Genomic DNA, 23021 nt, shown 5'->3' with positions numbered 1-23021 from the left:
AGGATGAGCCTCTGCTTTTCACGCTGTCTTTTTTGCTTTTCATAAAGGACGGGAACGATGATTACATCCAATGGAGGTGAGGGTATGTCAGATTTAAAACGAACACCGCTATTCCCGATTTACACACAGTATGGCACTCCAAGGGTTATTGATTTTGGAGGCTGGGAGCTTCCCGTGCAATTTACCGGTATCCAAAAGGAACACGACGCTGTTCGACAGCAGGCGGGCTTGTTCGACGTATCTCATATGGGCGAGGTGATGATTACGGGAGTGCATGCGGAAGCCTATGTGCAAAAGCTGACCACCAACGATGTCACGAAGCTGATTAACGGCCAGGCTCAGTATAGCTTGATGTGTAATGAGGCTGGAGGCGTAGTGGATGACCTGCTCGTGTATCGTCTGGAGGCTGACCGATTCATGCTCGTCATCAATGCTTCCAATATAGATAAGGATATGGAATGGCTGCAAAGTCATCTGATTGAAGGGGTGCAGTTAAACAATATTTCCGAGCAGACTGCATTGCTTGCCTTGCAGGGACCTGCGGCCGAGGCGATATTGCGCAAAGTGACGTCGGTACCGGTGCATGAGCTAAAAGCTTTTTCGTTCCTGCCCGATGTTGAAATCGGCGGGTTGAAGGCGCTTGTATCTAGGACGGGTTACACGGGTGAGGATGGCTTCGAGCTTTATGTAGCAGCTGAGCACGCCATAGAGGTCTGGACTCTGCTCATGGAGGCTGGCGAAGCATATGGTTTGCAGCCGGTGGGATTGGGAGCGCGGGATACATTGAGGTTCGAAGCCAAGCTGCCGCTGTATGGGCAGGAGCTATCCGCTTTGGTGAGTCCATTGGAGTCTTCGGTTGGATTTTTTGTAAAGCTGGATAAGGGGGATTTCATAGGCAGGGAAGCGTTGATTCGTCAAAAGGAAAGCGGCATTCCCCGCAAGCTGGTAGGTATCGAGATGGTCGACCGCGGCATTCCCCGCAGTCATTATCCGATATATGCTGACGATCGTCTCATTGGTGAGGTTACCACAGGCACTCAGTCACCGACCTTAAAGCGGAATCTCGGTCTGGCCTTAATCGAAGCTGGATACAGTGGATTGGGTACAGAGGTGTGGGTGGAGATTCGTGAAAAACGATTGAAAGCGATTGTTGTGAAGGCGCCATTTTATAAACGTGATCATAAATAAGGAGTGGATCAAGTGAAGCACCACTATTTGCCAATGACCGAGCAGGACCAGACGGAGATGCTGGAGACGATTGGCATGACAACCGTAGAAGAATTGTTCAGTGATATACCAGCTTCCGTGCGCTTTCAGGGACGGCTTGAAGTATCGGAAGCTTTGAATGAGCGTGAGCTGTTAAAGCATATGCGGCAATTAGCCGGGAAAAATGCCGATTTTGACCGTTATACCAGCTTTTTGGGTGCCGGCATTTACGATCACCATATTCCGGTTGTTATTAATCATGTGATTTCCAGATCGGAATTTTATACAGCGTATACGCCTTATCAGCCGGAAATCAGCCAAGGCGAGCTGCAGGCGATTTTTGAATTTCAATCGTATATTTGCGAGCTGACAGGCATGTCGGTAGCCAATGCCAGCATGTATGACGGCTCCACCGCATTGGCGGAGGCCGGAGCGTTGGCATCGGGAGCAACCAAACGCAAGCAGCTTGTGGTTTCCCGTGCTATTCATCCTGAAGCGAGACAAATTGTGGCGGCGACGGCCAAAGGCTTGAATCTGGACATCGTTGAGGTGGGCATACGTGATGGGGTTACGGATCTGGACGAGCTGTCTGCATGTGTGACCACGGATACAGCAGCTGTGTTGATTCAATCGCCTAATTTCTTTGGCTGTATTGAGGACTTGCGAGCTATCGAGCCTGTGACGCATGGAGCGGGTGCTCTATTCGTAGTCAGCGCCAATCCGCTTTCTCTGGGGCTGCTGGAATCTCCTAGTGCGCTAGGTGCAGACATTGTGGTTGGCGATGCGCAGCCCTTTGGCATTCCGGCCTCGCTCGGAGGACCGACCTGCGGTTACTTTGCCGTATCAACGGCCTGGATGCGCCGGATGCCCGGTCGTATTGTCGGACAAACCGTGGATCGGGACGGAAAACGCGGCTTTGTGCTAACCTTGCAAACGCGAGAGCAGCATATTCGCCGTGAGAAGGCGACCTCCAATATATGCTCCAATCAGGCGTTGCTCGCGCTGTGTGCTTCTGTCTATATTTCAACCCTGGGTAAGCAGGGAATTCAAGAGGTAGCTGATCTGAATATACAAAAGGCTCATTATGCCGCTGATGTATTAAGCCGTATATCCGGTGTATCGGTTCCATTTGGACGGACGCCATTTTTTAATGAGTTTGTAATTAAACTGCCCGAAGCATCTTCCACTTCCATTACAGCATTGAATGAAAAGCTGCTTGAAGCCGGATTTATTGGCGGTTATGACTTAGGCAGAGATGACGCAGCGCTTGCAGGCCATATGCTGATTGCTGTGACGGAAAGCCGAACGAAAGCCGAAATCGACGAATTTGCCCAACAATTGGAGGCTACCCTATGAGCGAAACATTGGAAATCAAGCACGATAAGGCGCTCATATTTGAAATGAGCAAGCCGGGTCGTGTCGGCTATTCCTTGCCAGAATGTGATGTGCCGAGAACAGACACGGACAAGCTGATCCCTGAAAATCTGCTCCGTACCAAGCCGGCGGAATTGCCTGAGGTATACGAGGTAGACGTGATTCGGCATTATACGGCGCTATCTCGGAGAAACTTCGGCATCGACAACGGTTTTTATCCGCTTGGCTCCTGCACGATGAAATATAATCCAAAAATTAACGAGGATGTCGCCCGTTTTTCCGGCTTCGCCAAGATTCACCCGTATCAGCCGGAAAGCTCTATTCAAGGTGCGATGGAGCTCTTATACCAGCTGCAAAACGATCTGGCTGCGATTACAGGCATGGATCAGGTGACGCTCCAGCCTGCAGCAGGCGCGCATGGCGAGTGGACCGGACTGATGATGATCCGTGCTTACCATGAGAGCCGCGGGGATCATCGGACCAAGGTTATTGTGCCCGACTCCTCACATGGCACGAATCCGGCGAGTGCGACTGTTGCAGGCTTTGATACGATCACCATCCCGTCGAATGCGAAAGGGCTTGTTGATCTGGATGCGCTGCGCAAGGCTGTAGGGCCGGATACAGCAGCGCTGATGCTGACCAATCCGAATACGCTTGGTTTATTCGAGGAACAGATTGTCGAGGTTGCGGCGATTGTGCATGAGGCAGGGGGGTTACTCTATTATGATGGAGCCAATTCCAATGCGATTATGGGCATCACGCGTCCGGGTGATATGGGCTTTGATGTCGTACATTTGAATTTGCACAAAACGATGAGCACACCGCACGGCGGCGGTGGTCCGGGTGCAGGCCCGGTTGGCGTGAAGCAGCGACTGGTTCCCTTCCTGCCTAAGCCGCTTGTGGCTAAAGCTGAGGATGGGAAGTATTACTTTGATTATGACAGGCCGGAATCGATCGGTAGGGTCAAAGCCTTTTACGGCAACTTCGGTATTCTGGTTCGTGCCTACACGTATATTCGTACATACGGTCCGGAGGGCTTGCGTCGGGTATCGGAGTGTGCCGTGCTGAATGCCAATTACATGCTGCGCCGCTTGGCGCCTTATTATGAGGCTCCCTTTGACCGCGTATGCAAGCATGAGTTCGTATTGTCGGGTCGGGGGTTAAAAAAATTCAACGTTCGTACACTCGATGTCGCGAAGCGGCTGCTTGATTTTGGCTACCACCCGCCGACGATTTATTTTCCACTGAATGTTGAGGAGTGCATCATGATTGAGCCAACGGAAACCGAAAGCAAGGAAACGCTGGATGCCTTTATCGATACGATGATCCGAATTGCCAAGGAGGCGGAGGAGACGCCAGAGCTGCTTCACAATGCTCCTTATACAACAGATGTCCGCCGTCTTGATGAAACCTTGGCTGCACGCAAGCCGGTGCTGAATTGTACCTGCGGTTGAATTGAAGCTCCCATATCCCCTTTAAGTAGACACTCGAATAAGCCTTCATTTTATGATGAAGGAATGAGTGGCCTTGAAGGGGATATTTATTATGTGACGAGGTATGAAAGTCAGCTGAACAGGTAGAAATCAATAACTGCATCCAATTAAAGGGATGGTTAGGAAAAGGGTCGATGGGAAAAAATTGATTTACATAAAGGATTTAAAGAGCCAGCGAGAAAACTGAATGTCAAAACTTTACCTGAAAGGGTTAATATAATTTCTTACGTCCACAGTTTCAGGAAGGTAGAATGATTAAAAACAAGACTTGGGGTGAACTTCATGGCAACTGAATCACAAACGCACTCAAATGCTCTACAGAAAGTACAAAAAAAACGGAAAAGCTCCAAAGAACAATGGCGTGAGGATTTGGCTGGATATTTATTTATTGGTCCGCTGCTAATTGGCCTGTTTATATTGACGCTTTTTCCAATTATAGCTTCATTTCTTCTTAGCTTTACGAACTGGAATTTTGTCGCCGGTTTTTCCAAAATGAAGTTCTTAGGCTTTGACAACTTCATCAAGCTTGCGCACGATAGTATATTTTTACTATCCATCAAAAACAACCTGATTTTATTGTTTGTCGTACCTATCACCTTAATTGTATCTCTGGTGCTGGCGGTTATCATTGATAAAAAGATTTATTTTAAGGATCTGTTCAAGCTTGTTTATTTTATTCCGTACATCTCAAGTATTGTCGCTGTAGCGATTGTATTTCAAGTGCTGTTCCACCCAAGCTTCGGACCGATTAACCAGATGCTGATGTCATTTGGAGTAGCCAATCCACCCAAATGGATGGCCGATCCCGATGTGGCTTTATATTGTGTAATGGGGCTGATGGTATGGGTGAATATCGGTTATAACATGATTGTATTCATGGCTGGTCTGCAATCCATACCGAATGATCTTTATGAAGCTGCGGACATTGATGGCGCCTCGAAGATTAAACAGTTTTTCAACATCACCGTACCGCTCTTGTCACCGACTACATTCTTTTTGCTCGTCACGGGTATCATCGGATCATTTAAGGTGTTCGATGTGATAGCCGTTCTGACCGGCGGTGGACCCGCTAATTCTACAACCGTGGTCGTGTATCGTTTATATGAAACAGCATTCATTAATTTGCAGTCAGGTTATGCGTCCGCAATGGCTATTGTGCTCTTGATATTCGTTCTGATCATCACACTGATACAGTGGTATGGCCAACGCAAATGGGTTAATTATTAATTGGGAAAGGGATGAATCTGATGAATAATTGGAATGTTATAAAAAAAGTAATTTTGACTGCGATTATGTGCGCGCTCGGCTTCGTGTTCATGTCTCCCTTTCTATGGATGATTTCCGCATCGATGAAGCCGGAAGTCGATGTGTTTACATTTCCGATAGAATGGATTCCGAAGCATTGGAATTTGATTGAGAATTATACGACGGTGTGGACTACGACGCAGTTTCCGCTCTTTTACTGGAACTCGATCAAAGTTACAGTGGGAACGACTTTATTGTCCGTCACACTTGCTTGTATGTCGGCATATGCCTTTGCGAAGATCAAGTTCCGCGGCAGTGGTTTGTTTTTCATGATCATATTGGCGATCTATCTAATCCCGAGTCAGGCGATATTGGTTCCTCAGTTTTTAATATTTCGCTGGATTGGCCTGTTTGACAGCCACCTTGGTTTGATTTTGCTTGGCTCGTTCAGCGTGCTCGGGACGTTCATGCTTCGACAATTTTACTTGGGGATTCATGATGAATACATTGAATCGGCCAAAATGGATGGGGCAGGACATATACGAATTTTCTTCTCAGTTTGTACACCACTAGTTCGTCCGGCGATTGCGACGTATGCAATCCTGCGTTTTATCTGGACGTGGAACGACTATCAAGGTCCACTTATTTTCCTGAAATCAAAGGAATTGTTTACGATTCAGCTAGGTATCCAGTCTTTTGCGACTTTGAACGGAGCGCTATACTCCTTGATCATGGCGGGAGCAGTGTCTGCCATTTTGCCTCTGTTGATTATTTTTATCATCGGTCAAAAACATGTTATCGAGGGTATTTCGGTCGGTGGGGTCAAAGGATAAACAATTCAAGCGATTGGAAGAGGTCAAAATAAGAGTGGAATAGGTTAAAAAATTGACTTCTGCTCGAATAAAGCGTCTGTTATTATCGGGAATGTAACGGTTTTCAAATAAATAGTTCGTATATGGAGGGGTTTATATGAAAAAGAGTTTATTAACGCTTAGCGGTTTACTATTAACCACAACCGCACTTGCTGGATGCGGTGCCACAAATAATAATGCAGGATCATCGACGAATACCGGTAATGAAGGTTCCAAGGAGCCAGTAACGATCAAGGTTCAGGCTTGGTATACGGAAGCTCAAGGGAATTGGAATGCCACAGTTGAGGCATATAATAAAACACATCCAAACGTTAAAGTGGTATATGAGGGGATGTCCGAGAAGGGTGATTCCCAGGAAGGTATGAAAAAAATGGACCTCCTGGCCGCTTCCGGTGATCAAATGGACGTAGTGATGTATTCCAGTGCATCTGATTTTGCCCAACGTGTAGGTGCAGGGATTTTGGAACCTCTAGATGATTATTTGAAGAAAGACAACATTGTCGTTAAGGACGAATACAAGATCGATCCTATCGTGAACGGCAAATATTATGCTTTGCCTGGTAAAATGATCGAATGGTTCGTTATGCTGAATAAGGACAAGCTGGATGAAGCGAAGCTTCCAGTTCCGACTGATTGGACTTGGAACGATTATGCCGAATATGCCAAGAAAATGACCAAGGGTGAAGGAGCATCCAAAACATATGGTTCGTATTTCCATAACTGGAAAGACTATTCCCTTCTTGCGTTGAATAATGATATGGAAAATCCGTACCTCGTTAAATCAGATGGCTCAGCGAATATTGACAACCCGAAGGTTCGTTACTCTCTTGATCTGCGCAACAAGATGGAAAATGTAGACAAAACTTCGGTACCTTACTTCGAAGTTGTATCACAAAAAATGAATTACCGCGATGTGTTTTATGCGGGTAAAACAGCCATGCTTGCAACTGGTAACTGGATGGTAGGGGAGCTTTCGCTAAACGGTAAATTCAACACCGTATTTGCACCTTATCCAAAATTTGACGCCAAGGATACAAACGGTTTAACAGAAATTGGCGCAGACTTCATGGGTGTCGCAGCATCCTCCAAGCATAAGCAGGAAGCATATGATTTCGTGAAATGGTATACAACGGAAGGTATCACAACACAAGGCATGTTCTTCTCCGGCTGGAAAAAAGCTGATATTAACCAAAACGTTGATGCCATTCTAAAAAGCGGCAAACCAGAGAATGTTAAATTAATTGATAAAGAATCATTGTTAAGCACACTGAAGGTGAACAAAGCAACGAAGCTGGTAGTACCTCCAACGTATGCATTGCAGCAAGAAAAGGAATATTTGAATCAAGTAGAGCTGTACTTGGTCGGTAAGCAGGATCTGGATAAAACGATTCAAACGGCAACAACTAAAATAGAAGAAATCAAGAAAAGCAACAAATAAACATTTCTGTATCGAAGAAGAGACATCCGTGTATTAAATGTAAGTTTTCTTGAAGCATTAGAATGGATCAGCTGTGCTGATAACTTATTCATTCTAATGTTATACTAAAAGGAGGAGGCGATTAGCCTCCTCTTTTTCTCTTCCTTAAGGAAAGGCAGGCGGTTTACAGTGCCGAATTGGCTTCGTACCTTGTCGCTTAGCAATAAACTGGTGCTAACGATTCTTGTTTGTCTCGTTCTGCCATCAATCGTTTCGATGAATGTATCCAATCTGTTAACGAGAGACGTCGTTCGTTCGCAGGTGACGGAAAACTCACAGGAAGCAATGAGAATCGTCAATCAGTTTGTAGCAGGACAAATAAAAAATATGCTTTATGTGATGAATTTTGTTCAATTCGATGAGGAATTGCAGCTATCCATCCAAGGGCTGGGGCAGGTCGATGAGACTACGAGCCAAGGAGATATTTTATCCCACAAACAAAAAATTTCTAAAAGACTGGAAACGGTTATTAACTCACTTGGACATTTGAATGTAACTATACTGCTGCCCAACAGGGAGTATGTAGCGTCTTACTCAACGTTCAGCAAAGACCCGCGTAATATTTTCGATAAAAGCTGGTTTCAGGATGTTGATAAGGTATCCGGTTATAATGTGAAGTGGGTTGGGGCAGAGCCAAACGATGATTTTCAAACATTAAATAAACCTTATGTGCTCACGGCAGCCAAGCCTCTACGCACCAACTCATCCACCTACGGCTATGTGATAGTCAGTTCGGAGATGGATGCTTTCCAGCAGTTATTCGATCAATATAAAGCCGAAGAAGTCATGGTAATTATCGATCGTCAAGGTCGTGTAGTGGTAGATAAGGATTATAGCTCCATCGGGACCTCTTTTCCCTATTATGATCAATTGCCGACGAGTAGTAGTTTTTCATTCCTGAAGGTAGCGGGGGAAGAATATATAATGCTCAGCGAGCAAATAACCCCGGAGTGGCGGCTTGTGAGTATGAGTCCTTATAAGAAGGCAGCTCAAAAGATTGAATCGTTTCGCCAGACTGATTTTCTGATTCAACTGCTATTTTTGATCGTATTCGTTGGTATTCTTCTTTATAGGGTGCGTGCCTTGACAAAACCGATTGCGAAGCTTGTCCAGACTGTTGTCCAAATCGAATCCGGGCAACTCAGCGAACGTTCCAATATAACAGGAGGTGATGAGGTTGGACGCCTCGGCTATGTATTTGACCGGATGATTGGCCGTATTGAACATATGATTAAAGAAAACCTCCGAGAGCAGGAGCTAAAGCGTAAGGCAGAGCTTGCAATGCTGCAGGCGCAAATCAATCCACATTTCTTGTTCAATGTATTGAATTCGATCAGGCTGAAAATCATCATGAAGGGCGATGAAGAGAATGCTGAACTGATCAGCTCGTTATCCTCGGTATTGCGGATGACGATCAACCGTAACAATGAGTTCATCATGCTGCATGAGGAAATTGATATAAATGAACATTATGTCCGGTTATTGAACTCCCGCCATGGAGATCGTGTGGTGCTGCATATTGAGGCTGCTTCAGATACGCTTATGCTCAAAGTACCCAGATTTATACTCCAGCCGTTGATCGAGAATGCTTATATTCACGGATTGAAAAGTAAACCGGGGGAAATTGTTATCGCTTCGTGCAAGTGTGAGGACGGAAGACTACAGGTGGAGATCCGCGACTCAGGCATCGGGATGACTGCCGACAAACTCTCTGACCTGCGTGCTCACATCGAGGCTAAATTGCGGGACCATATGGAAGAGAGCCACAAAGAATTATTATCGGGTATCGGAATTAATAATGTATTTGAACGATTAAAGTTGATTTACGGTGATCGGTTCGACTATGATATCGACAGCATACCAGATCGGGGAACGTGTATCGTGCTGCGTTTTCCCGAGAATGCGGACAAGGGGGAAAACGATGTATTCAGTTATGATCGTGGATGATGATTTGCCTGTACTTGAATTTTTGGAGACATCGATCAATTGGAGCGAGCTAGGATTTCGCTTAGCGGGAACATATGACGATCCTTTAGAAGCACTTGAGGCTGGACGTAAGGACAAGACGGATGTACTGATCAGTGACATTGGTATGCCCGGTCTGAACGGACTTGAATTGATCCGATCCTTGCGAGAGAATCATTCCATGCTGAAGGTTGTAATCTTATCCTGCCATGATGATTTTCAGTATGCCCAAGCAGCTGTGAAGCTATCAGTGAGTGAATATGTATTAAAGGAAACCATGAATGCACGCCTCATTACTGAGGTGCTCCTACAGTTGAAGGAGCAGTTGGATGTGGAAGCTGGTGTTTTGTCAAAGAGCTTAAAGCTGGAGAGGGAGGTTGAGCTGAACCGAAGCGCGTCAAAGCGTCATTTTATCCGGAGTACGGTGAATGAGCCACTTCTCGATATCGCAGAGTGGAATCGCAAGGCTGAAGAGTTCGGTATCAAATGGGGAGAACATGCTATATTACCGGTATTCGGTTATGCGAATCAGCTTAAAGAGGCTGTGAATCGATTTCAGTCCAAAGATTTGTTCGTATATACGATTGAGAATATTATGGAGGAGCTGCTGGTCGATTACCAGGAAACGGTGTTCTTTACCTACGATACAGGTGAAATCATATTGCTGTTTCCCCATTACTCAGAGCTTCATGTGAATAACAGTCAGAAGATCATGCAGACCTTGAGAGAAATCCAGAACTGCTTGCTTCAGTATTCCAAAATCCCCTTTTCGTTTCTAACCGGAGGTCCGGTGAAAAATGCGAAATTACTGAAGGATCAACTCATTCAGATGGCCGAAACCAAGAACCAACGGTTTTACTTGCCGGAATCGTCAGTGATGAAGCTGGAGCATGTGAGTGGAAGCTTCGGGGAAGGCGATTTGCTGCTGGAGCAGTATATGCCCGCGTTGGAGGAATTTCGCCGTGCTATTTTTGAAGAGCGCAATGAGATGATCAACGAGTATGTATCCAAGTGGATTGATTTCATCCAATATCATCGTTTCCGCCCTATGGAAGTAAAGGAATGGCTGCTGAAAATGATTCTCGATGTACGCCTGCGCCTCAAATCGCTGCAGCACTACAATGCAACCTTCTCCTCAGAACTGCTGCACCATGATTTGCTGGAGCTAGCATCCGTTCGCGAGCTGGAGCTGTGGCTGAAGGATTATTTGGGGGAGGCCATTGGGTGGGCTGGACAAGTACATCGTGAATCCCATAACCGCGAGATTGTGGAATGCCAGCGTTTTGTTTACAATCATCTTGACCAAAAAATCTCGCTTGAGGACGCGGCTACTCACCTTCATCTGCATCCCAGTTATTTGAGCCGATTGTTTAAGCGGGAAACAGGAGAGAATTTTGTTGAATATGTGACACGGATCAAAATGGGGAAGGCAAAAGAGCTTCTGGAGATCACTGATAAGTCGATAGAGGAAATTGCTGAAATGCTTGGCTATGACAACAAAAATTATTTTGGCAAGCTGTTTAAAGCACACACAGGTACAGTGCCGAACGGTTACCGAGCCGCGCATATTAAAGGGTAACATTCACTTTGCGACCTCTAATCTGGTACAATAGGAACATCAGTTCATATTGCCAGAGAGTGGAGTGTACAGAATGGAAACGAAATCTGATTTATCAACCGAACCTAAGGTGTTAATTGTCGACGGTATGGCCTTATTATTCAGAGCCTTTTATGCAACCTCGTATAGTGGATATATTCGAAAAACAAGCGCAGGCTTGCCGACCAATGCGGTCTACGGCTTTATTCAATATTTGTTCGATGCAGTCAAAACGTTCAAGCCTACTCATGTGGTGTGCTGTTGGGACCTGGGGGGGACTACGATTCGCGCGGAGTTGTTCGATTCCTACAAAGCCAATCGGAAGGCCCCGCCTGAAGAGCTGATTCCCCAGTTCGAGTTGGTGAAGGAAGTTGTCGCTGAAATGGGCATACTCAATCTCGGCGTGCAAGGCTATGAAGCAGATGATTGCATCGGTACGGTAGCCAAGGCGATCAGCGAGGAAGCGCAAGTCTATATTTTGACCGGGGATCATGATATGCTGCAGCTGATTTCGGAGCGAATTCATGTCATTATTATGAAAAAAGGCAAGCTGAACTATTTGACCTATGATCTGCAGGTATTGTGGGAGGAAAAGCAGCTGCACCCTTATCAGATTATTGAATTAAAAAGCTTTATGGGCGATACGAGTGACAATTATCCCGGGGTTCGGGGAATTGGTGAAAAAACAGCTTTAAAATTAGTTCAGGAATATCAAACCGTTGAAGGTGTATTGGATGCTCTGGAATCGCTGCCCAAAGGAGTTCGAACCAAAATCGAGTCCGACAGGGACATGCTGATGCTGTCCAAGGAATTGGCTACGATCCGACTGGATGTGCCGCTAACGTGCAGTCTGGAGCAATGTATTTGGAGTATTCAGAAGGAAGCTACGATTAGCAAGTTTGACGAGCTTGAATTTGGCGGTTTGATCAAAATCGTCATCTAGTGTCTGGGAACAGTATCTGAAATCCCGTACATACTTAAATCGGAGAATCAAAGGAAAAAGCTCACCGCTTTAGAGAATTCATCTAAGTGTTGTGAGCTTTTTTGTGCTTGTCTTTATCATCACCTTGGTCATCCTTGTGTTCCTTTTCTTTTTTCTCTTCATGGAATTCGACAGGTGTTTGTCCACATATCCACGCTCCTTTGATTTGATTGAGTCCATATCATGATGACAGCGGGAGAAGCTTTTACCATAAGACTGGAAAGGCTTCTCCCGCTGTAGCATACAGGTGCACCTGACGGTGACTTATTGCACGATCAGATCAAGCTCCTCGTAGCTGCACTCGTGGTTATCCAGCAAATTTTGCCGCAATACCAAATATAATTCCGCTTTTGTAGCATTTTCATAAGGCATAACAAACAGTACACCGACGAACAGTGCAATGCATCCAAGCAAATACCACCCGATAAAAGAAAGATCCAGAACCCACATTTTGAACTTGTGTCCGGCTGTCATCCGATTACTCAATTCAACCGCCCGTTTGTAGCCAATGTTGGCATTATCAGCCAATATATAAGGCACCATGCGATAAGCGTACGATTTTATGATTCCAGGAATAATCAGCAGCAGGAACCAGAGGAAGTTAAGAAAATCCTTCCATAACATGGATTTTACGATAGCCAAATATTTGTTTTTGCGAAAACCGTATTCAATATGATTCAAATTATTATCGCCCTGTGCATTTCTTACAAAATACCGTCTGCCACCAACCTCAAGTGAATAACATAAAAAAATTCGAAACGCCATTGCAAACAACATAATCCCAAAAAATATAATGACGAAGATAAGTACGAGCGGTAGGGAATCACTATCCATCATATCCCTGAATATCTCAGTGAAGCTGTCTCCGCCGCTGCTGGCATTATGACGATTGTGCGAGCTGCCGCCATCAAGGTTCCAGGTATCAGGATTAAACCCGTTAAAGAGATTGGATGGGATACTGCTGCCGCTGCCCCCGTTACCCCCTACAAAGCCAATAATCAAACTCACCAAGAAGGCTTTCCAGTAGGAGGTTCTTAACACGTCCTTTGCTCTCGTCTTAAGTTCCTTACGCGTCCACATGTGAATCAATCCTTTACAATTTGATAAGGTCTTCATCTATATATACCCAACTGCTGCAGTTGATTATGTGCGGAATACACTTTTTTGTCAAGTAATGGATAAGCCCAAAAAATTATGGTTGCATGATCTGTAGAATGGGTTATGATGTCATCATGCATGTAAGGCTGCTGCGCAATTTGCGCAAACTGAAGAGGTCTAATATGCCGCAATTTTACGAAGTCAAGAGCACAAATTTAAGGAGATGGACAACTTGCGCATCGCGGCCTCTATCCGCAAAGTGCTGATCATGAACGCAGCCTCAACGATTATTTTTAACTACATTGGTATTTTTGTAAATCTGTTCATTTGGGAAAAGAATCACAGCATTTTTGATGTTACCTGGTTTAATCTGATTATGTTCATCACGTGGAGTCTTGCTTTTGCAGGGGGATCCCGGTTGTTAACCAAATATACGACACGAGCGTTGATTCGAACGACAGCGATATGTGGTGCCATCACGTTTATTCTCTTGACCACACTGACTTTGGACAGCCGCTTGCTGTGGATTACCATTATTGCGATACCGGTCGGTATCATGTGGGGATTGTATGCGGCTTCGCAAAATATTACATTGTCCGCTATCGGCAAGGGTGGAGCATTTGAAGATTATTTCTCGTATGCGACGATTATTGGACAGACGGTTTCGATTGTGAATCCGATCGTATTTGCCTTTATTATCAAATGGATCGGTTACTATGGATCGTTTATTATGATGTTTATTTTTATAACGGTGCTGATGGTGGTTTCGTTCTTCATTTCTCCTGTGACCTTGGCGGAGGAAAGGAAGCCGTTGTTCCAGCAGATGCGCTTCTCGACGGTATTTTCTTATCCGGCTATCCGCTGGATGGTGCCTTCTTGCTTGGCTGCCGGTATATTTTTGCAGTTTCAGGGCTTGTTTGCCTTAATATTTACGTTTTCCGTCTCAAATGACAAGCTGGTCATAGCACTGCTCAATGTCCTCTACGCAGTATCCTCGATTATAGCGATGGTGCTGCACAGAAAGCTTACGGTGAGCAGCGGGATTTGGTTAAAGGTTGGCATGGTGGCGATCTCGGTCGGCTTTCTGATCGCGCTGCTTCAGCATTCGGTATTTCTCGTGATTTCGAATATTTTAACGACAGTGGGACTCTTTTATTTCAGTACGATCTGGAACAGTGGTCAATTCCGGATTATTAGCCGTCATACCTCCATTGAGCAGGCGCGAATTTTATTGTGGCGTGAATGGTTTCTTAATATATCGCGGATCGCGATGCTGGTTCTTATTTTATTTGTAAAGGATTTACAGGGTATGACCTTCATCCTGCTGCTTGCTTTTTCACTTGGCTGCGCACTGCTGGTGCCGTTCTTTTCACAAAAAAGTGAGGAAGCCCTGGAAGCTGAATGAGGATTTGGACAAAATGGTTGATAGAGCTGTTCCGTAAGGTCCGAGAGGATCTGAGGGACGGCTTTTTGGTATGTCTGGCTGCAGGTCATTAGAATAACATGGATAAATGGTACGTACAAAAGTATAATAGAAATGAAAAGATCACGAACAGCAGAGGTGCACGATGAGTAAAAAACCTTTACCTAAATATATGCAGCTAAAGCAGGAAATTATGGGTTGGATACATGCCGCAAAAATTATGCCCAATGAGCGGATGCCGACCGAGCACGAAATTGCCGACCAATTTGGCATGAGCAGGCAGACGGTCCGACAGACACTGGGAGAGCTGGAGCAGGAGGGCTGGCTGTATCGTGTGCAGGGAAGCGGTACGTATGTGGCGCCAGCACCAAAGCCGAAGCGGGAAATTCAAACAATCGGTGTGCTGACGACCTATATTTCCGACTATATATTCCCTTCCATCGTACGTGGAGTGGAAAGTGTGCTTCGGTCCAGAGGGTATCGGATGCTGCTTTCCAGCACGGACAATGATAAGGCCAGGGAGCGCGAAAGTCTGCAAATGCTGCTGACCCATCCACTGGCCGGGATTATTATCGAGCCGACCAAAAGCGCGGAGGGAAACCCGAATCTCGATTTTTATTTATCGCTGGAATACAGAAGCATACCATTCCTGATGATCAATGAGCGGTACATGGAGATGGACTGCCCTTGTATTAAAATGGACGACGAGGCCGGTGGATTTACAGCAGTTGAGCATTTAATCAAGCTAGGCCACCGACGCATTGCGGGGTTTTTCAAAATGGATGATCTGCAGGGAGTGAACCGGATGAAGGGCTTCATTCGTGCGCACCATGAATGGAAGGTTCCGCTGCTGCCACACGCAGTGATTCATTATACAACAGAGGAAAAGAAGACGAAGCCCTATGCTGCAGCATTATCCATGCTAAGGCAGGAGGAGGAGGAGCGGCCCACCGCCTTTGTCTGTTACAACGATGAGCTGGCCGTACAGCTGATTGGTGCGATTCGCGAGGCAGGGCTGAACGTTCCAGGAGATGTTTCTGTAGTTGGCTACGATGATTCTACACTCGCTACTGCGATGGAGGTCAAGCTGACAACATTGACCCATCCGAAGCTGGATTTGGGCATACAGGCAGCAGAAACCTTGATTGATATGGTTGAGGATAAACCATCGGATACCGCTGATCGTTCGAAGATCTGGAAGCCTGAGCTGATTGTCCGTGAATCGACGAGACCGGTATGAGCGTAAGAGCCTATTTAGAAGTTGGTGAAGGACGAGTGTAGCGGCCAAATGATCCTGGAGAAGCGTTAGCGTTCGCCTTTGTTTCCGTAAAGCAACATTCATCTATTATGTAATTATCATTGTGAATCATAAAACAGGATTGCCTACAGCTTCAGATACAATGCTTATTTCAACAAGAAACATCTCCCAAAAATCTTGATCCGATTACAGATCAGACAATTTGCCACTATATTCCCCCCTAAAACCGATGCTTAAGCACAATATGATACGTCATGGATACCACTGGACTGGTACCGTTCCTTAATTAATCAAATCTAATATATATATTTATATTAGTTTTTTAATGAAAGGCGGTATTTAATTATGTCTGAGGGGCTATCAGGTCTGACAGGTCTGACAGGTCTCACAGGTCAAACAGGTCAGACGGGTCAAACAGGTCAGACGGGTCTGACAGGTCAAACGGGTCTGACAGGTCCGACAGGTAAACAAGGACCTCAAGGCGTACAAGGACCTCAAGGCGCACAAGGACCTCAAGGCGAGCAAGGACCGCAAGGTGGACCTCAGGGTGATCAAGGACCGCAAGGCACACAAGGACCGCAAGGCGTTCAGGGAACGCAGGGTGAGCAGGGACCTCAAGGCGCCCAAGGACCTCAAGGCGTTCAAGGTCCGCAAGGTATACAAGGATCGCAAGGTGTACAAGGACCTCAAGGTGCTCAAGGGCCGCAGGGTGATCAAGGGCCGCAAGGCACCCAAGGACCTCAAGGTGACCAAGGGTCTCAAGGTATACAAGGCTCGCAGGGTGATCAAGGGCCGCAAGGCGCCCAAGGACCGCAAGGCGCCCAAGGACCGCAAGGCACCCAAGGCACCCAAGGCACCCAAGGACCGCAAGGCATACAAGGACCTCAAGGCACGCAAGGACCGCAAGGCACGCAAGGACCGCAAGGCGCACAAGGATCGCAGGGTGATCAAGGACCGCAAGGTATACAAGGGCCTCAAGGTATCCAAGGACCGCAAGGTGCTCAAGGGCCGCAAGGTATACAAGGACCTCAAGGTGTTCAAGGTTCGCAAGGTGTACAAGGATCTCAAGGTGTTCAGGGCCCGAAAGGTGATCAAGGACTTCAAGGCGTTCAAGGACCGCAAGGCACCCAAGGACCTCAAGGTGTTCAAGGATCGCAAGGCGTACAAGGCTCGCAGGGTGATCAAGGACCGCAGGGTGATCAAGGACTTCAAGGTGCTCAAGGAACGCAAGGCGTACAAGGCTCGCAGGGTGATCAAGGACCGCAAGGTGTTCAAGGACCGCAGGGTGACCAAGGACCGCAAGGTGCTCAAGGGCCGCAAGGCGTACAAGGCTCGCAGGGTGATCAAGGACCTCAAGGTGTTCAGGGCCCGCAGGGTGATCAAGGACCGCAGGGTGATCAAGGACTTCAAGGCGCTCAAGGACCGCAAGGTGCTCTAGGGTCTCAAGGCGCTCAAGGACCGCAGGGTGATCAAGGACCGCAAGGCGTACAAGGCTCGCAGGGTGATCAAGGACCGCAAGGTGATCAAGGACCGCAGGGTGCTCTAGGGTCTCAAGGCGTTCAAGGACCGCAGGGTGCTCTAGGGTCTCAAGGCGTTCAAGGACCGCAGGGTGATCAAGGACCGCAAGGTGTTCAAGGACCGCAGGGTGACCAAGGACCTCAAGGCGTAGAAGGATCGCAAGGTGCTCAAGGGCCGAAAGGCGTACAAGGACCTCAAGGTGACCAAGGACCGCAAGGCGTTCAGGGAACGCAGGGTGATCAGGGACCTCAAGGCGCCCAAGGGCCGCAAGGTGCTCTAGGACCGCAAGGTGATCAAGGACCGCAAGGTGTTCAGGGACCGCAAGGTGATCAAGGACCGCAAGGTGTTCAGGGACCGCAAGGTGTTCAGGGACCGCAAGGTGTTCAAGGACCGCAGGGTGATCAAGGACCTCAAGGTGATCAAGGACTTCAAGGCGCTCAAGGAACGCAAGGTCCTCAAGGACCGCAAGGTGCTCTAGGGTCTCAAGGCGCTCAAGGACCGCAGGGTGATCAAGGACCTCAAGGTGATCAAGGACCGCAGGGTGCTCTAGGGTCTCAAGGCGTTCAAGGACCGCAGGGTGATCAAGGACCGCAAGGTGTTCAAGGACCGCAGGGTGATCAAGGACCGCAAGGTGTTCAAGGACCGCAGGGTGACCAAGGACCTCAAGGCGTAGAAGGATCGCAAGGTGCTCAAGGTCCGCAAGGCGTACAAGGACCTCAAGGTGACCAAGGACCGCAAGGCATACAAGGACCGCAAGGTGCTCAAGGGCCGCAGGGTGATCAAGGACCGCAAGGCATACAAGGACCGCAAGGTGGACCTCAGGGTGATCAAGGACCGCAAGGCACACAAGGACCGCAAGGCGTTCAGGGAACGCAGGGTGATCAGGGACCTCAAGGCGCCCAAGGGCCGCAAGGCGTTCAAGGACCGCAAGGTATACAAGGATCGCAAGGTGTACAAGGACCTCAAGGTGCTCTAGGGCCGCAAGGCGTACAAGGCTCGCAGGGTGACCAAGGACCTCAAGGTGACCAAGGACCTCAAGGTGACCAAGGACCGCAGGGTGACCAAGGACCGCAGGGTGACCAAGGACCGCAGGGTGACCAAGGACCTCAAGGTGACCAAGGACCGCAGGGTGACCAAGGACCTCAAGGTGACCAAGGACCGCAAGGCATACAAGGCTCACAAGGTGTTCAAGGACCTCAAGGTGACCAAGGGTCTCAAGGCACACAAGGATCACAGGGTGTACAAGGACCTCAAGGCGTAGAAGGATCGCAAGGACCTCAAGGACCGGAAGGCACCCAAGGACCACAGGGTGATCAAGGACCGCAAGGTGCTCAAGGGCCTCAAGGTGCTCTAGGGTCTCAAGGCGCTCAAGGACCGCAGGGTGATCAAGGACCTCAAGGTATACAAGGACCGCAAGGCGTACAAGGATCGCAAGGTGTTCAAGGTCCTCAAGGTGACCAAGGTCCTCAAGGACCTCAAGGCACCCAAGGGCCGCAAGGCGTACAAGGACCTCAAGGTGCCCAAGGACCGCAGGGTGATCAAGGACCGCAGGGTGATCAAGGACCTCAAGGTGCTCAAGGGCCGCAAGGCGTACAAGGACCTCAAGGTGCCCAAGGACCGCAGGGTGATCAAGGACCTCAAGGTGTTCAAGGGCCGCAAGGCGTACAAGGACCTCAAGGTGCCCAAGGACCGCAGGGTGATCAAGGGCAGCAAGGTATACAAGGACCTCAAGGACCTCAAGGACCTCAAGGACCTCAGGGTGTTCAAGGACCTCAAGGTACCCAAGGGCCACAAGGTATACAAGGACCTCAAGGTGCTCAAGGACCGCAGGGTGATCAAGGACCTCAAGGTGTTCAGGGCCCGCAGGGTGATCAAGGACTTCAAGGAGCTCAAGGAACGCAAGGTCCTCAAGGACCTCAAGGTGCTCAAGGGCCGCAAGGCGTACAAGGACCTCAAGGTGCCCAAGGACCGCAGGGTGATCAAGGACCTCAAGGTGCCCAAGGGCCGCAAGGCATACAAGGACCACAAGGCTTGCAAGGTCTGCAAGGACCACAAGGCGTGCAAGGACCGCAAGGTCTGCAAGGACCACAAGGCTCGCAAGGAGCGCAAGGTGCCCAAGGGCCTCAAGGCGTGCAAGGACCTCAGGGTGACCAAGGACCTCAAGGCGTAGAAGGAGCGCAAGGTGCTCAAGGGCCGCAAGGCGTACAAGGACCTCAAGGTGCCCAAGGACCGCAGGGTGATCAAGGACCTCAAGGTGCTCAAGGGCCGCAGGGTGATCAAGGACCTCAGGGTGTTCAAGGGCCGCAAGGTATACAAGGACCTCAGGGTGTTCAAGGACCTCAAGGTACCCAAGGGCCACAAGGTATACAAGGACCTCAAGGTGCTCAAGGACCGCAGGGTGATCAAGGACCTCAAGGTGTTCAAGGGCAGCAAGGTATACAAGGACCTCAAGGTGTTCAAGGACCTCAAGGTACCCAAGGGCCTCAAGGTGCACAAGGGCCGCAAGGTCTGCAAGGCCCGCAAGGTGCACAAGGGCCTCAAGGTGCACAAGGGCCGCAAGGTCTGCAAGGCCCGCAAGGTGCACAAGGCCCGCAAGGACTGCAAGGACCACAAGGCTTGCAAGGGCCGCAAGGACTGCAAGGCCCACAAGGTGCACAAGGCCCGCAAGGTGCACAAGGCCCGCAAGGTGCACAAGGACCGCAAGGTATACAAGGCCCGCAAGGACTGCAAGGCCCGCAAGGTGCACAAGGGCCGCAAGGTCTGCAAGGCCCGCAAGGTGCACAAGGGCCGCAAGGACTGCAAGGACCACAAGGCTTGCAAGGCCCGCAAGGACTGCAAGGACCACAAGGCGTGCAAGGACCTCAGGGTGATCAAGGACCTCAAGGTGCTCAAGGGCCGCAGGGTGATCAAGGACCGCAAGGCATACAAGGGTCGCAAGGTGTCCAAGGGCCTCAAGGGTTACAAGGACCTCAAGGACCTCAGGGTGATCAAGGACCTCAAGGTACCCAAGGGCCGCAAGGCATACAAGGCCCACAAGGTGTGCAAGGACCGCAAGGTCTGCAAGGACCACAAGGCTCGCAAGGAGCGCAAGGTGCCCAAGGTGCCCAAGGTGCCCAAGGTGCCCAAGGTGCCCAAGGTGCCCAAGGTGCCCAAGGGCCTCAAGGCTTGCAAGGACCTCAGGGGGATCAAGGACCTCAAGGTGCTCAAGGGCCGCAGGGTGATCAAGGACCTCAGGGTGCTCAAGGGCAGCAAGGTATACAAGGACCTCAAGGACCTCAAGGACCTCAGGGTGTTCAAGGACCTCAAGGTACCCAAGGGCCTCAAGGTGCCCAAGGGCCGCAAGGCATACAAGGACCACAAGGCTTGCAAGGCCCGCAAGGTCTGCAAGGACCACAAGGCTTGCAAGGCCAGCAAGGTGCACAAGGGCCGCAAGGTCTGCAAGGCCCGCAAGGTATACAAGGCCCGCAAGGTCTGCAAGGACCACAAGGTGCACAAGGCCCGCAAGGTCTGCAAGGACCGCAAGGTATACAAGGCCCGCAAGGTCTGCAAGGCCCGCAAGGTGCACAAGGGCCGCAAGGTCTGCAAGGCCCGCAAGGTGCACAAGGCCCGCAAGGTCTGCAAGGACAGCAAGGTGCACAAGGCCCGCAAGGTCTGCAAGGCCCGCAAGGTGCACAAGGCCCGCAAGGTCTGCAAGGACCGCAAGGTGCACAAGGCCCGCAAGGTCTGCAAGGCCCGCAAGGTCTGCAAGGCCCGCAAGGTGCACAAGGCCCGCAAGGTGCACAAGGTGCACAAGGCCCGCAAGGTGCACAAGGCCCGCAAGGCTTGCAAGGCCCGCAAGGTGCACAAGGGCCGCAAGGACTGCAAGGACCACAAGGCTTGCAAGGCCCGCAAGGTCTGCAGGGACCACAAGGCCCGCAAGGACTGCAAGGACCACAAGGCTTGCAAGGCCCGCAAGGTGCACAAGGGCCGCAAGGTCTGCAAGGACCACAAGGCTTGCAAGGCCCGCAAGGTCTGCAGGGACCACAAGGCTTGCAAGGCCCGCAAGGACTGCAAGGACCACAAGGCTTGCAAGGCCCGCAAGGTGCACAAGGCCCGCAAGGCCCGCAAGGACTGCAAGGACCACAAGGCTTGCAAGGCCCGCAAGGTGCCCAAGGGCCGCAAGGTCTACAAGGACCTCAAGGTACCCAAGGGCCTCAAGGTGCACAAGGGCCGCAAGGTCTGCAAGGACCACAAGGACTGCAAGGACCACAAGGCTTGCAAGGGCCGCAAGGTCTGCAAGGCCCGCAAGGTCTGCAAGGCCCGCAAGGACTGCAAGGACCACAAGGCTTGCAAGGCCCGCAAGGCCTGCAAGGCCCACAAGGCTTGCAAGGCCCGCAAGGTGCACAAGGGCCACAAGGTCTGCAAGGCCCGCAAGGTGCACAAGGACCGCAAGGACTGCAAGGCCCACAAGGCTTGCAAGGCCCACAAGGCTTGCAAGGCCCGCAAGGTGCACAAGGGCCGCAAGGCTTGCAAGGCCCGCAAGGTGCACAAGGCCCGCAAGGCTTGCAAGGCCCGCAAGGACTGCAAGGCCCGCAAGGTGCACAAGGCCCGCAAGGACTGCAAGGCCCGCAAGGTGCACAAGGGCCGCAAGGCCCACAAGGCGGGGTTTTCCAGCAATTTCAGGTATCTGAAAATACTCCAAATACCACTGGTAGTTCAGCAATCGCGATAGGCCTTGCCCCGGTTACATTAAAAACGATCACGATAACAGGGGTTCCTGCTGGAAGTCGCGTGTGGTTAACTGGTCTCGTTGGTTGGCAAGATACGGCAGGTAATACAATAGTTCAATTACAAATTCTTCGTGGAGCAACTGTTATTTTCAGCATTAATCAACATGGGACCGGGAACAACACGTTTGCAGCTACAAGTGTGAACCATGTTGATTTAACCCCTGGAACCGGTAATGTAACGTATTCATTAGACGGATTAACTACTATCGGTACGGCTAATGCTGTCGGAGCCATCACTTTTACAGGCGCTTTAATACAGCCTTAGCAAAAGGTGGTATAGACGAACAAGCTTTGATATATTTAAGTTTCTTAAGAAATTGTTCAAATAAGAAAAATCCTCACGCAGCTGCGCGGGGATTTTCTTTGTCGGTGCTTCCGAACAAGCTAAATATACCATATTGTGGTATACGTATAAGAACTAATCTATAGGACTACTCTTTCATTTTAGTAAACAAAACTTTAACGTATTCCCCATCATGATACTAATACGCGTTTTAAATACATCTCGCATCACGGTGAAAGGATAATCGTAGCCCAGACAAATATATTTAAGTGCAGGTCATCATCTATACGGTTATCCTCAAACACCTTGATTTGTCTGGCCCGCAATTCATTTTTGTTTTTTACCATTTCAGCATGAATTCGTTACATTAGGATCTGTGTTTCTGTTAAACGGGAAACAACAGCGTTAGGAAGATATTTTGACGTGTAGCGGGACATTATTCACAGGACTTTTAGAAAGTT

The 23021-nt window shown here is 49.1% G+C and carries 16 protein-coding genes; 15 read left to right on the top strand and 1 reads right to left on the bottom strand.

What is annotated here, in order from left to right:
• Positions 1–84 precede the first annotated feature (84 nt).
• The 9 genes from gcvT to LRL21_RS11225 all read left to right on the top strand — a co-directional run bounded on the left by gcvT (position 85) and on the right by LRL21_RS11225 (position 12172).
• On the top strand, positions 85–1188 hold the full coding sequence (gcvT, locus tag LRL21_RS11265; protein WP_240415874.1) for a glycine cleavage system aminomethyltransferase GcvT: 1104 nt from the start codon (positions 85–87) through the stop codon (positions 1186–1188).
• A 12-nt stretch (positions 1189–1200) separates the two neighbouring features.
• Positions 1201–2562: an aminomethyl-transferring glycine dehydrogenase subunit GcvPA gene (gene gcvPA / locus LRL21_RS11260; protein ID WP_240415873.1), complete on the top strand. Its 1362-nt coding sequence runs from the start codon at positions 1201–1203 to the stop codon at positions 2560–2562.
• Positions 2559–4034, top strand: coding sequence for an aminomethyl-transferring glycine dehydrogenase subunit GcvPB (gene gcvPB / locus LRL21_RS11255; RefSeq protein ID WP_275900697.1), 1476 nt, complete (start codon positions 2559–2561; stop codon positions 4032–4034). Before gcvPA ends, gcvPB begins: the two co-directional genes overlap by 4 nt.
• Before the next feature lie 321 nt (positions 4035–4355).
• Positions 4356–5300 carry a carbohydrate ABC transporter permease gene (locus LRL21_RS11250; RefSeq protein ID WP_240415872.1) on the top strand — a complete coding sequence of 315 codons (945 nt, stop codon included), beginning with the start codon at positions 4356–4358 and terminating at the stop codon, positions 5298–5300.
• A gap of 20 nt (positions 5301–5320) precedes the next feature.
• On the top strand, positions 5321–6151 hold the full coding sequence (locus tag LRL21_RS11245) for a carbohydrate ABC transporter permease (protein WP_240415871.1): 831 nt from the start codon (positions 5321–5323) through the stop codon (positions 6149–6151).
• 136 nt (positions 6152–6287) lie between these two features.
• Complete coding sequence (locus LRL21_RS11240) at positions 6288–7628, top strand: ABC transporter substrate-binding protein (protein WP_240415870.1); 1341 nt, start codon at positions 6288–6290, stop codon at positions 7626–7628.
• Positions 7629–7796: 168 nt separating this feature from the next.
• Positions 7797–9614: a cache domain-containing sensor histidine kinase gene (locus tag LRL21_RS46245; protein ID WP_240415869.1), complete on the top strand. Its 1818-nt coding sequence runs from the start codon at positions 7797–7799 to the stop codon at positions 9612–9614.
• Positions 9589–11211, top strand: a complete 1623-nt coding sequence (locus LRL21_RS11230) for a helix-turn-helix domain-containing protein (RefSeq protein ID WP_240415868.1) — start codon at positions 9589–9591, stop codon at positions 11209–11211. Before LRL21_RS46245 ends, LRL21_RS11230 begins: the two co-directional genes overlap by 26 nt.
• Before the next feature lie 73 nt (positions 11212–11284).
• Complete coding sequence (locus tag LRL21_RS11225) at positions 11285–12172, top strand: 5'-3' exonuclease (protein ID WP_240415867.1); 888 nt, start codon at positions 11285–11287, stop codon at positions 12170–12172.
• Positions 12173–12475: 303 nt separating this feature from the next.
• On the opposite strand, the gene LRL21_RS11220 is transcribed toward LRL21_RS11225, so the two are convergent.
• Positions 12476–13219 (bottom strand): DUF975 family protein, encoded by a 744-nt coding sequence (locus LRL21_RS11220; protein ID WP_240415866.1) that lies wholly within the window; start codon positions 13217–13219, stop codon positions 12476–12478.
• Positions 13220–13532: 313 nt separating this feature from the next.
• On the opposite strand from LRL21_RS11220, the gene LRL21_RS11215 reads away from it, so the two are divergent.
• From LRL21_RS11215 to LRL21_RS46780, 6 genes are all read left to right on the top strand, one after another.
• A complete protein-coding gene (locus LRL21_RS11215; RefSeq protein WP_240415865.1) occupies positions 13533–14714 on the top strand; it encodes an MFS transporter in 1182 nt (393 codons plus the stop codon).
• 163 nt (positions 14715–14877) lie between these two features.
• Complete coding sequence (locus LRL21_RS11210; RefSeq protein WP_240415864.1) at positions 14878–15972, top strand: GntR family transcriptional regulator; 1095 nt, start codon at positions 14878–14880, stop codon at positions 15970–15972.
• Positions 15973–16537: 565 nt separating this feature from the next.
• Positions 16538–17428 carry a hypothetical protein gene (locus LRL21_RS46240; protein WP_338044611.1) on the top strand — a complete coding sequence of 297 codons (891 nt, stop codon included), beginning with the start codon at positions 16538–16540 and terminating at the stop codon, positions 17426–17428.
• Positions 17429–17797: 369 nt separating this feature from the next.
• Positions 17798–17986 carry a hypothetical protein gene (locus LRL21_RS46235; RefSeq protein ID WP_338044610.1) on the top strand — a complete coding sequence of 63 codons (189 nt, stop codon included), beginning with the start codon at positions 17798–17800 and terminating at the stop codon, positions 17984–17986.
• 207 nt (positions 17987–18193) lie between these two features.
• Positions 18194–18484, top strand: a complete 291-nt coding sequence (locus LRL21_RS46230) for a hypothetical protein (RefSeq protein WP_338044609.1) — start codon at positions 18194–18196, stop codon at positions 18482–18484.
• Entirely contained in the window at positions 18442–22542 is a 4101-nt protein-coding gene (locus tag LRL21_RS46780; protein ID WP_420832443.1) for a collagen-like protein, read from the top strand. The genes LRL21_RS46230 and LRL21_RS46780 overlap by 43 nt, the downstream gene beginning before the upstream one ends.
• The last annotated feature ends 479 nt before the right edge of the window (positions 22543–23021 follow it).

Origin of the sequence: Paenibacillus periandrae, from assembly GCF_022458865.1 — a bacterium.
Classification (GTDB): Bacteria; Bacillota; Bacilli; order Paenibacillales; family NBRC-103111; genus Paenibacillus_S; species Paenibacillus_S periandrae.
This window is presented reverse-complemented; position numbering and strand designations above follow the sequence as displayed.